Origin of the sequence: Wolbachia endosymbiont (group B) of Episyrphus balteatus, from assembly GCF_947250575.1 — a bacterium.
GTDB lineage: Bacteria > Pseudomonadota > Alphaproteobacteria > Rickettsiales > Anaplasmataceae > Wolbachia.
The window spans coordinates 1,152,344-1,164,185 of record NZ_OX366325.1 but is presented as its reverse complement, the minus strand read 5'-3'; the positions used below and the strand labels follow the sequence as shown (position 1 = coordinate 1,164,185).

Annotated in this window: 12 protein-coding genes; 6 read left to right on the top strand and 6 right to left on the bottom strand. The window is 34.1% G+C overall.

Annotation, left to right across the window (positions count from 1 at the left end; all coding sequences use genetic code 11):
• Positions 1-27 precede the first annotated feature (27 nt).
• On the bottom strand, positions 28-1,125 hold the full coding sequence (locus tag OOL05_RS05610; RefSeq protein WP_264376044.1) for an ankyrin repeat domain-containing protein: 1,098 nt from the start codon (positions 1,123-1,125) through the stop codon (positions 28-30).
• Positions 1,126-1,216: 91 nt separating this feature from the next.
• Positions 1,217-1,468 carry a DnaJ domain-containing protein gene (locus OOL05_RS05605; protein WP_236607909.1) on the bottom strand — a complete coding sequence of 84 codons (252 nt, stop codon included), beginning with the start codon at positions 1,466-1,468 and terminating at the stop codon, positions 1,217-1,219.
• Between the two features lie 169 nt (positions 1,469-1,637).
• On the opposite strand from OOL05_RS05605, the gene OOL05_RS05600 reads away from it, so the two are divergent.
• Entirely contained in the window at positions 1,638-2,210 is a 573-nt protein-coding gene (locus OOL05_RS05600) for a NifU family protein (protein WP_006015115.1), read from the top strand.
• Complete coding sequence (hisS, locus tag OOL05_RS05595; RefSeq protein WP_064085321.1) at positions 2,207-3,430, top strand: histidine--tRNA ligase; 1,224 nt, start codon at positions 2,207-2,209, stop codon at positions 3,428-3,430. The genes OOL05_RS05600 and hisS overlap by 4 nt, the downstream gene beginning before the upstream one ends.
• Here hisS and surE read toward each other — a convergent pair.
• Positions 3,427-4,197 (bottom strand): 5'/3'-nucleotidase SurE, encoded by a 771-nt coding sequence (gene surE / locus OOL05_RS05590; RefSeq protein WP_264376043.1) that lies wholly within the window; start codon positions 4,195-4,197, stop codon positions 3,427-3,429. The two genes, hisS and surE, sit on opposite strands and share 4 nt — an antisense overlap.
• Positions 4,198-4,399: 202 nt before the next feature.
• Positions 4,400-5,839 carry a hypothetical protein gene (locus OOL05_RS05585; RefSeq protein ID WP_264376042.1) on the bottom strand — a complete coding sequence of 480 codons (1,440 nt, stop codon included), beginning with the start codon at positions 5,837-5,839 and terminating at the stop codon, positions 4,400-4,402.
• 145 nt (positions 5,840-5,984) lie between these two features.
• Between OOL05_RS05585 and OOL05_RS05580 the strand changes: the two genes are divergently transcribed.
• Both OOL05_RS05580 and OOL05_RS05575 read left to right on the top strand, forming a co-directional pair.
• Positions 5,985-7,259, top strand: coding sequence for an APC family permease (locus OOL05_RS05580; protein ID WP_029237623.1), 1,275 nt, complete (start codon positions 5,985-5,987; stop codon positions 7,257-7,259).
• 70 nt (positions 7,260-7,329) lie between these two features.
• The gene (locus OOL05_RS05575) at positions 7,330-8,616 is read left to right on the top strand and encodes an APC family permease (protein ID WP_264376041.1); all 1,287 of its coding nucleotides are present in this window, start codon (positions 7,330-7,332) and stop codon (positions 8,614-8,616) included.
• Positions 8,617-8,644: 28 nt separating this feature from the next.
• Here the strand turns inward: OOL05_RS05575 and OOL05_RS05570 are convergent, their stop codons facing one another.
• Positions 8,645-9,070 carry a hypothetical protein gene (locus OOL05_RS05570; protein ID WP_015587974.1) on the bottom strand — a complete coding sequence of 142 codons (426 nt, stop codon included), beginning with the start codon at positions 9,068-9,070 and terminating at the stop codon, positions 8,645-8,647.
• 138 nt (positions 9,071-9,208) lie between these two features.
• Between OOL05_RS05570 and OOL05_RS05565 the strand changes: the two genes are divergently transcribed.
• Positions 9,209-10,231, top strand: coding sequence for an aspartate-semialdehyde dehydrogenase (locus OOL05_RS05565; RefSeq protein WP_264730128.1), 1,023 nt, complete (start codon positions 9,209-9,211; stop codon positions 10,229-10,231).
• A gap of 1 nt (position 10,232) precedes the next feature.
• Here OOL05_RS05565 and OOL05_RS05560 read toward each other — a convergent pair whose 3' ends face one another.
• The gene (locus OOL05_RS05560; RefSeq protein WP_010402894.1) at positions 10,233-11,309 is read right to left on the bottom strand and encodes a 5-(carboxyamino)imidazole ribonucleotide synthase; all 1,077 of its coding nucleotides are present in this window, start codon (positions 11,307-11,309) and stop codon (positions 10,233-10,235) included.
• 106 nt (positions 11,310-11,415) lie between these two features.
• Between OOL05_RS05560 and apaG the strand changes: the two genes are divergently transcribed.
• Positions 11,416-11,820: a Co2+/Mg2+ efflux protein ApaG gene (gene apaG, locus OOL05_RS05555; protein WP_010402892.1), complete on the top strand. Its 405-nt coding sequence runs from the start codon at positions 11,416-11,418 to the stop codon at positions 11,818-11,820.
• The last annotated feature ends 22 nt before the right edge of the window (positions 11,821-11,842 follow it).

Below are 11,842 nucleotides of genomic sequence, written 5' to 3'. Positions count from 1 at the left end.
TAAGCTTGAGTGCTTATTTTAACTGATTTAAAGGGACTTTTGATGCATACCTTTAGATATTGTTAAATTGCTTAATGAACTTTCAGGACATTGATAAAGTTTTTTACACTTACTAAGTGCTGTCTCGAAGTTTTTTTCTATAGTGTTAAGCTTTCTTTCTCTAATTTCTTCTATTGTGAGAAGTGAATTGTCCAGTGTCCTTGAATATTTTTTTCCTGTGAACTTACTCATTGCTGCAGCAGTTAGTAGAATTATTCCATTACAATCAACTTGTGAAGAACTAATTGGGCTACGATCTAAGTGGTCAACAGATTGCTGTGCAGGAGGTAAAGTAGGAGCACTGCTGAATAAGCCATTGAGTGTGGCAGTGGTTACCCAACTAAATATACTATTAATAAAAGAAAAAGGTTTTACTGCACTGCTTGGTGCAGGATCTGGAGTATCACCAGCTTCCAATCCTATCTTAGTATTTGCTCTGGTGGAGGCTGAGAAAGGGTTCGCTGTACTACTTGCTGCATCTGGAGTATCACCAGCTTCTAATTCTAACTTAGTATTTATTCTAGCAGAAAGTAATAGTTCTGTACAATTATTTTTATGAAATCTTAACACAGCTAAGAATATTTTTTTTATGTCACAGCCATCACTGCAAAGACTTTCATAACCTGGAATAACCTCAAATGCTATTTTGCCATTTGTACTTCTAATATTAACATCAATATTATGATCAAGCAGAACTTTTGCTATATCTAATCGACACTGATAAAGTGCTAAGTGTAAAGCTGTAAAATTTTGCATTCCTTGAAAGCTAGTGTTGCCGTGAATACAATCAAATACAACTTTCTCCATATCATATGTTACAACAATGGATACGGAAGGAACAATGCACGCATCACTCACAGCATTAACACGAGCACCATTGTTAATCAAAAACTGCAATATCTTTGAGTTAGCTCTGTAAGTAGCAAAATGTATAGGTGCCATGCCATATTGCTTACCATTAATAATATCGTTTTGTACACCTTTAATCTTTGCCTTTCTAACACATCTTTTAACTTTCTCAAAATCAAGTTTGTTTATAGCAATAAACAATTTATTCCTTAACTCTTCTATTCTGTATTTTCGCATCAAATACCTCCTATAAGACAACGCCCTTGGCTTTGTATCACATGATTTAGTATTTACAAGTAAAATTTACAGAGAAAACAATAGTTAAAAATTAGGTCTTTAGCAATCTATCACGTGCTGCGTTTAACTTTTGTGCAAAATATTCCGAGCCTCCCTTGTCTGGATGGACCAGTTTCATTAAATTTTGGTATGCCTTATTGATTTCATTTTGGCTTGCCTCGGAATTCAGCCCCAGTATTTTTAATGCTTCATCTTTGGACATATTATCACCAGTGTAATTTTTGGTGTAACTTTTACTGCTGTTAAATTCGTTCAAAAACTTACTTAATATAGAGTTCATCATAAAACTTATGTTATTTCTCTTTGCCAAAAAGAGAAAAAATACAACAACGCTAGGTAAAACAAACGTGATTATTGTGAATATCAAAAAAAGGAAGAAGATGAATGACATGTATATTTTTTTATCATTTTATGATTAAATAGTAACAATTATAATTGTCATGGTAAATAACATGTTTATCCAGATTGAAGAAACACCAAACCCAAACACGCTGAAATTTCTTCCTGGTTTTGAAATTCTGAGCGAAGGAGAAACAGCTGATTTTTCAAATGCAGATGAAATAAAGAACTCCAAACTAGCAGTAAATCTTTTTCAAATAGAACATGTTGTAAGAGTATTTTTTGGGCATGATTTTATTTCGGTAACAAAATCAGATAGAATGAATTGGGATATAGTAAAGGTGGAAATTTTAACTACAATTATGGATCACTTTACTTCTGGTGGAAAAGCATTTGATAAAGAAGGAGTAAGTGATAATAAAATGCTAGAGGAAGAATTCTTTAATGAAAATGATATAGAAATTGTAAATAGAATAAAAGAATTGATGGAAAGTTATATTAAACCTGCAGTTGCTCAAGATGGTGGTGATATCAAGTTCCGTGGCTATAAAGACGGAATAGTTTACGTTGAACTGCAAGGAGCTTGCTCTGGGTGCCCAAGTGCTGCAATTACCTTAAAACAAGGAGTGCAGAATATGCTAAGCTATCACATACCAGAAGTTTCAGGTATAGAGACTATGCTATGACTAATCAAACAGTTAGAGGAACAAAAGATCTCCTGTTTGATGAATGGTACAAGTTTAAACACATAGAGCAAACAGCAAGCAGAATCTCAAGTTTATACGGCTTTTTACCTGTTCAAACTCCGATATTTGAATACACAGAAGTCTTTACAAAGACTTTAGGTGATAGCTCAGATATTATCACTAAAGAGATGTATACTTTTATTGATAAAGGGGGAAAGAGCATAACTCTGCGTCCTGAGTTCACTGCAGCTATTGTTAGGTTACTCATTGAAAAAAAACTGCAAACGCCGATAAAATTATTTTCAATAGGGCCTGCATTTCGCTATGAAAGACCGCAAAAGGGAAGACAAAGGCAATTTCATCAGATAAATTTTGAGGTTTTTGGCATAGAAGATCCAAAAGCTGATATTGAATTGATATCACTCGCTCAGCACTTACTAACTGAATTTGGCATCAATAAAAATGTAAAGCTGGAAATCAACTCTCTGGGTGATAGTGAAACAATAACTCAGTATAGAGAAGCTTTGATATCGTATTTAAAAAAGTTTCAAAATGACCTATCAGAAGATAGTCAAAATAGATTGATTAAAAACCCACTCAGAATATTAGACTCTAAGGATAAGACAGATAAAGAAATAATCTCTGACGCACCAAAAATCAGTGATTATTATACAAAAGAATCTTCATATTTCTTTGACCAGGTGTTAAATGGACTGCAAGCTCTTGGCATACCTTACACTGTAAATAGCAAATTAGTTCGAGGTCTAGACTATTATTGTCACACAGTATTTGAATTTGTCACAGAAGATTTAGGTGCACAAGGAGCAGTTTTTGCCGGTGGAAGATACGATAATCTAGTATCTTCAGTAGGTGGAAAACACACTCCAGCAATAGGATTTGCAGGGGGGATTGAGCGTATAATGGAATTAATCAACTATGCTGAAAAAAAAGAGAGGCCTATTTATATAATTCCAATCGGTGGAGAAGCTGAAGAACATGCTCTAACACTTGCAAGTGAATTACGCAGAAATGGTTTATATGTGATTTACGAATATAGTGGAACTCTAAAAACCCGAATGAAAAAAGCAAATCAAGCAAATGCAAAAGTTGTATTAATCTTTGGTGATGAAGAGCTAAGCAGTAAAACTTTAAAAATTAAAAATATGGACACGGGTGAAGAAAAAATGATTGCTCGCGATAAAACCGTAGAAAATATCTAATCAGAAGCAATAGGAGTGTTAGCTATAGAAGAAAATTCCTCTGCACAAGAATTTTTCATAGCATTTAATATATCATAATCTGTAAAATCTAATTTTATCGGTGTAATAGTAATAAAACCTCCTTTTATTTTATCTACACTACCACTGCCTGAGTGTTCCCGAGACCAATTTAAGCTCAAAGAACCATTTAAGTTTTCAGTAAAAGTTAAATCACCATCAATGTTATATTCACCTTGTTCAGCAAATTCGACCCCTTTCACTTTTTCTGTAGCAGGAAAATTTATACTCATCACTATATCTTTAGGCCAACCAACTTTCATTAGCTTGCTGATAACCTTTGGTGCAAAAACTTTTGTATTGTTCCAGTCTATTTTATCATGATAAACTTGGCTCAGCGCAATAGAAGGTATAGATCTTGCAGCACCTTCCATTGCAGCACCGATTGTGCCTGAATAACAAATATCATCTCCGACATTTGATCCAATATTTACTCCAGATAATATTAAGTCTGGTTTCTTATTCATAATTTTATTTAACGCGATAATAACACAATCTGCGGGAGTACCAGACACACTAAACTCCCTTTCACTATGTTGGTTTATTCTAATAGATTGTTTCACTGGGTAATCAAGAGATCTTGCAGATCCACTCCTGTCAGTATCTGGTGCCACTATCCATACTTCCGATGCAAAATTGTGTGCAATTTCTTTAAGTAGTCTTATTCCTTCACTTTCAAAACCATCATCATTTGTTATCAATATTATCATATGCAGCACTCGACTATCAAAGTATACTAATGAGGTTTGAAGTTTCTTTTCATAACCATAACAAAGAATCTGCTACAAATCAATAAGGAAAAATTAGAAGACGGCCAGATTGCCATCGTTTAGTTTGCTGTGAGTTAATTGTAAATACCAATTTTAGCTTCACGCCTAACTCACAATCAAAGCTTAGGCAAGTCTCAGAGCTCTAAGCAGCAGAGAATCTTGTATGCCCTGCAAAAAATGCTTTCATCTTTTCAAGATAAGTAGATGGTTCTGCAGGAACTTCTATCTCATTTATCTGATAAGATATTGCTGCATCTATGACTTCATCTGTTATTAATTCTCTCAGCCTTTGTTTTATTTGCCCTCTTCGAATATGTTCTCCATAGTCATTATAAAACTTCACATATAATTCTTTAAACACAAATTCTTTTATAGCATCTCTCATATGAGAAATTCCATCCTTTACTTCATCATTTGCATTGCTCAAATCCACTCCAGAACCTAGCGAATATAAGTCGTCAAACTTTTCTTTTAAAATCTTTATTTTAAAGTAGTGCTTATCTACAGATTGCTCAAGAAATTTTTTAGTAGCATTACCTGCCAACTCTCCTATTATCTGAGGTTCTAGTTGAGCTGCAAAATTATTTTCTGCTTCAAGGCCACTTAATGCATAAATGATACGATTAAGCATTCCAGGACCACATTGGCGATTACTTTCCTCAAAACGAACCAGCAATATGGATTTCAACAGCTCTACATCTGCATTTTGCTTTGTTGCTGCAATTAAAACTAAATTTATGGCCTGTGTTAATGTCAGTCCGGTTTTAGAATCTACCCATCTTACCCATTCTCCTTCTCTATAATTATCTACCTTCAAATAAGGTGCTATCAGTTCTTTCTGAGGATTTGTCAAACCTCTTATATAACTTTTAAATTCTTCATTCAGCTCGTTTGACGGACTACCATATTCTTCCTTTAATTTTTTGGCACACTCAATAACGCTTTGCTCAAAACTTCTAGTATGAACATTCTGATTACCAGTACCTACATCACTTACATTAAACAAAAAGCTCATTTGCTTTACACTTAAACCCAGAGGCGAGAAGAGCTTTATTAATGGATACTTTATTAACTCAAGAAGTGCTACTGGGATCAATAATATAGTATTAATAAGCACTAAACATATTCTAAGACCCAACGCTCTACTATTTGATAATGTTCTGCTAAGCTCTGATATCTTCGATGAACAATACAAAAATGGTAATTGGATACAATATATTGAGTATATAGAAAAAAATAAAATCTTATCTTTCAACCCTATTGTCGGGTCATTATATACTTCAGAAAAAATGTTATCATCACTATTTTCATTTTTGAAAGATTGATAGCTACTTGTAATCTTTTCTGTAAAAATAGAACAGAGCTTATGCAGTCCGTAGCACAAAACACAAGTGGCAAGTAAAACTGCAAGTGTTCCAAAAACAGCTAACACCTCACTTGAAGTTTTGGCAAGAAGGAATGCATAAAGCGCATCAATAAAGATCTCAAGTAAGTAGTCAAATAAAAAAATTGCTCCAATAGCAGCACCAACTAATAGAACATACCCACAAACAACCAAAAATGTTTTTAACCTCGGATTCATAAACCACTTCTTAATAACCTATTAATATACTTCTCATTATATGCTTAAATTAAAAAAATGCAAATTTTTATACAAAAAAGATCAATTGAAATTTTCGAGCTTCAGCTATATTGTTAATATATTCAGATAAAAATTAAACATTGTCGTGTCAAATAAAATAGGCTTTTTGGCTATTTTCGCCTTGGTGATCAGTAGCCAAATCGGCTCTGGAATTTTTATGCTCCCAATTAGCCTTGCACCATACGGCGCTTATAGCCTCATAAGCTGGGTTATATCAGGATTTGGTGCTATATCTCTTGCTTTAGTTTTTGCTTCACTCTGCGCAAAATTTCCAGAAACGGGTGGTCCTCATATTTATGTGAAACATGCCTTTGGCTCTACAGCAGCTTTTTTTGTTGGCTGGACATATTGGGTAAGCTCGTGGGTAAGCTCAACAGCTGTGACAATTGCAAGTATCGGTTATTTAGCCCCGCTTTTTCATAATGATATACAAGATATACGTTTGCTTTTAGAAATAACATTAATTTTAGCTATTATGCTAATAAACTTAAGGGGAGTAACTACTGCTGGGCATGTTGAGCTTCTGCTGACCATTGTTAAAATTATTGCACTTCTCGCAATACCTATCGCAGGGTTGTTTTTCTTTGATAAAAATAATTTTATTGTAAGCGAGGAAGTATCAAACTTTACAATATCACAAACTCTTGCTCGTTCTACACTCCTTACTCTATGGTGTTTTATTGGACTTGAATCAGCAACGGCACCTGCAGGATATGTCAATAATCCCTCTAAAACAATACCAAGGGCTATAGTGCTTGGAACAGTCTGTGTTGCTGTGATATATTTCATCAATAGTCTTTCAATTATGGGATTGATAAGTTGTAATGACCTAGCTAGTTCAAAAGCACCATATGTTGATGCGATAAAAATTATGTTTCCAGGTAATTGGCATTTAATTATTTCTGTTGTTGCCTTTATCGTTTCTGTAAGTAATTTAAATGCTTGGTTTTTAGCTGATGGACAGGTCACCTTAGGCCTTGCAAAAGACAAGTTAATGCCGCAATTTTTTGGCAAAAAAAATAAGCATGATGCTCCATTATGGGGAATAATACTCAGTACTTTGGGGGTGTTAGTTTTACTTATCCTAACGTCAAACAAAAGTTTTGCTGAGCAAGTAACTTCAATAATTGATATCTCTGTGGTGTCATTTTTGTTTATCTACTTAGCATGTAGCCTTGCTTTTCTCAAAGTTAATATACAAGACAAAAGCTACTGCAAATTTTTAATTGGAGGTGTGGCTGTATCTTTTTGCTGTTGGGTAATATACGAGACTTCTATAAAAACATTGTTAATATCAAGTCTATTCCCTTTAAGCGGAACACTTATTTATCTACTTTGGTATCATAAACTAAAAACTTAACTTAAATTTTTTATTTGCTAAAATTCTTAAGCTATACTACTGGCTTACATTAATAGAATTAAGAGGTATTGTGTCAAATAAAATAGGTTTTTGGGCTGTTTTTGCTTTAGTCATTAGTAGTCAGATCGGCTCTGGGGTTTTTATGCTTCCAATTAGCCTTGCTCCATATGGCGCTTATAGCCTTATAAGTTGGATGATATCAGGAGCTGGTGCTGTGTCTCTTGCGCTAGTTTTTGCTACGCTATGTGCAAAGTTTCCAGAAACAGGAGGTCCTCACGTTTATGTGAAACATACTTTTGGTCCTGCTGCAGCGTTCTTTGTTGGTTGGACATATTGGGTAATCTCATGGGTTAGTACAACAGCTTTAATAGTTGTGGGTGTTGGCTATCTTACACCATTTTTCCATGAAGATATCAAAAGTATGCGTTTATTTTTAGAGCTGTTGTTATTTACAATCATTACATTAATAAATTTAAGGGGAATAGCTACTGCAGGGCACGTTGAGTTTCTGCTCACGGTTGTGAAGGTTGCTGTATTGCTTGCAATACCTGTAGTAGCGTTGTTTTTTTTCGATAGAAATAATTTTATCATAAGTGAAGAAATATTAAGTCTTACAACATCGCAAATTCTTGCCCGCTCTACACTCCTTACTTTATGGTGTTTTATTGGACTTGAATTGGCAACAGCACCTGCAGGGTCAGTTGATAATCCAGCTAAAACTATACCAAAAGCTGTGGTGCTTGGCACAGTTTGTGTTGCTGTTATATATTTTATCAACAATTTTGCAATTATGGGATTGATCAATGGCAACAATTTAGCAAGTTCAAGAGCACCATATGTTGATGCGATAAAAATTATGTTTTCTGGTAATTGGCATTTAATTGTTTCTATAGTTGCATTCATTTTTTGTGTTGGCAGTCTAAACGCTTGGGTTTTATCTAGTGGACAAGTTGCTTTTGGTCTTGCAGAAGATAGACTAATGCCAAAATTCTTTGCTAAAAGGAACAAGCATGGCTCTCCTTTTTGGGGAATAACAGTTAGTTCAATTGGAACTGCAATTTTACTAATTCTCACTTCAAACAACAATTTTGCCCAGCAGATTACGTCGATTATTGACTTTTCTGTAATTTCATTTTTGTTCGTTTATCTTGCGTGCTGTTTTGCCTTTCTAAAGGTTATTATACAGGAGAGGAGTTGTTATAAGCTTTTAATTGGTAGCATAGCAACAACCTTTTGTTGTTGGGTGATATTAGAAACCCCTGTAGGTACTCTGCTGACTTCGAGCCTGTTCACTGCAAGTGGCATACCCATTTATTTATTTTGGTACTGCAAAACTTCTGTGCAACAAATTCAGTAGTGAGAGATACACTTTAAATGGTTAATATTTATGGGCCAAGATTTTTTTTCTCTTTATCTACTTGTTCAATATTACCATTCTCAAGTTTGCTACCTACTTCTTCTGTGCGTTTATTATCTATGTAGATCTCATTTTTTGCTTTATTAGAAAGACCTATTTGCGATTGCAGTTTTTTATACTCTTCTTTTTCAGGCGTGAAAATTTTCACTAAAAATCTTCCTATTATTGGTATTGAACTTAAAAAATCTCTTAATCCAAAAGATTCTTGCTTCTTGTTTGAAAGATGCTGGTCTATCTTAGAAATTTTTACACCATACTTTTTATCATCAAAATTTATCGCTGGCTTGCTTTTTTTCGAAAGAACATTTTGAATCTCTAATCTATTGACTTTTTCAGGCTTTTGAAATTCAGATACTGCAGGTTTGACCTTAGTGTCATCATGTTTTTTACTCATTTCATTCTACCATGCAATATTACTAGTGTCTTATAATTATAACTAAATTATGGTTAATTGCAAGGTAAAAATATTAAAGTAATTGTAAATTTTATCAGTAAAAATATAATATAGCTTTAAAATCAGAGGTTTATTTATATGGGATGTAAGATTGCAGTTATTGGAGCAACAGGAAGAGTAGGATATGAGGTATTGACCATGCTTGCTGAGTTTCAAAAAGAGGGAAAATTTTCGATAGATTCTGTTGTTGCTTTTGCATCGAAAAAATCAAAGGGAAAAAAGGTGAGTTTTGGTGACAAAGAGTTAACAGTTTTATGCCTTGAGGATTATGATTTCGTTGGAACTAATATAGCCATTTTCTGTGCAGAATCTCATGTTTCTGAGAGATACGTACCAATTGCAACTGAGGCTGGGTGCGTTGTGATAGATAACACTTCCTATTTTAGGATGAAAGAAGGCGTGCCACTAGTTATTCCAGAGATCAACAAAGATAAAATTACGGAATATAAAAACCATAACATAATATCTAATCCAAACTGTACTACAATACAAATGTTGCTGGCATTACATTTATTACACAAAAAAGCAAAAATAAAGAGAATCGTTGCTTCAACTTATCAATCAACTTCTGGTGTAGGTAAAGCAGCAATGGATGAGCTTTACAATCAGACAAAAAAAATCTTTATGAATGAAGCTAAAAAACCTGAAATATTTCCTAAGCAAATAGCATTTAATTGCATTCCTCATATAGGAGAGTTCATGGAAGATGGTTCTACAAAAGAGGAGTGGAAAATGCAAGAGGAGACAAAAAAAATTTTAGAAGAGGATATAAAAGTAACTGCAACTTGTGTACGAGTACCTGTTCTTGTTGGTCATGCTATAGCAGTAAATGTAGAATTTGATCAGCATATAACTGAAGAAGAAGCTCGTAAAATGCTCAGTGAAGACGATGGAGTTTTAGTACAAGATAAGCGCGAAGATGGTGGATATATGACTCAGATTGATGTTGTGCAAGAGGATGCCGTATACATATCGCGTATTAGACAAGACGATACCGTTAAACACGGATTAAATATGTGGATAGTAGCTGATAATCTACGCAAAGGTGCAGCACTAAATATAGTGCAGATCTTGGAGATCTTGATCAAAGAGCATTTATAGCTCAATAACTTAAATCTATATTGACATGTCCCATTTTACGCTTGTCCCTAACCTCTTTTTTCCCATATATGGTTAAACTAGCTTTTTCGTTGCTCAAATATTTGTGAGAATTATATATATCATTACCTATTATATTTTTTGTCATGCAAGGAAAGCGTAATACTACTTCCTGCATAGGTAATCCGCATATTACCCTCACCAGCTGCTCGAATTGACTAACGTTGCATGCATCCAAGCTCCAGTGGCAAGAATTGTGGGGTCTTGGGGCCAATTCATTAACTAGTAATTCATGATTTTGAGTGATGAAAAATTCAATAGCTAGGATTCCTACTACATCAAGTGCAGTTGCTATTTTCTTTGCAGTTTTTTGTACCTCTTGGGCTAATTTATTATCTATTTTAGCTGGTGCTATTGAAGTATTAAGTATTCCGTCAACGTGGTGATTCTCTGCTATAGGAAAAAAAGCTACTTTACCGTTTTTATTTCTTGCAACGACTATTGAAACCTCTTTCAGTAAATCAACACTTGCTTCAAGAATGTACTCTTTATTCCAATCGAAGGAAGCAAATTGCTTCAGTTCAGAATCATTTTCAATCACATATTGTCCTTTTCCATCATAACCCATTTCTGTTGTTTTTAGCCTCACTGGATAGCTAAAAGTTTCACTACTTTCTAGTAGCTGATTATAATTTTGTATACTTTTGTAATCAGCAGTTTTTATGCTTAAATCTCTAATAAAATCTTTCTCTCTCAGCCTATTTTGCGAAATGTGTAACGCCTTTTTGCCTGGATAAAAATCTGCGTGCAGCGACACAATATCAATTGCACTACATGGAATATTTTCAGACTCAATAGTGACTAAATCCACACTCTGTGCAAAAGATTCAAGTGCCCTCTTATCACAGAAGTCTGCTATTGTTAAATCATCAGCAACAGAACAAGCTGGATCGTTTTTAGCACTGGCAAAAATATGCGTTTTGTGCCCAAGTTTTATTGCAGCGATAGCAGTCATTTTACCTAATTGCCCACTTCCTATTATTCCTATCACTTTTTTATCCAGTGGATCTGTTTTGTTCATCATGTAGATTAATATTTCCTAGTTAGAGTACGATAATATGCTTGGAAAATCTATGAAAAAAGTGTATAATTGAAGTGTGTTAAATTTTTATCATGAACACTTTACGATGACCATGAAATACACACTTATTACTAATTCTGTTGAAGTTACAGTTTTGCCAATTTACATTGAAGAGCAATCCATTCCTTATGAAAATTGTTACGTATGGATGTATAATGTTAAGATAAAAAATAAAAGCTCATCAACCATTCAATTATTAAGTCGCTATTGGCGAATAATAGATCATAAGGGCAAAATAAATGAAATTGCTGGAGTTGGTGTTATTGGAGAACAACCTGTAATAAAATCTGGAGAGGTATTCAAATATACAAGTGGAACATACTTAAATACACCATCAGGAATAATGCAGGGTAAATATGAATTTCTGAACGAAGAGAGCATAAAAACCTTTGATGTTATGGTACCACCCTTTTCCTTAGATAGTCCATACGTTAACACTAGACCTCATTGATCATCAAGATAGTGTATTTGTT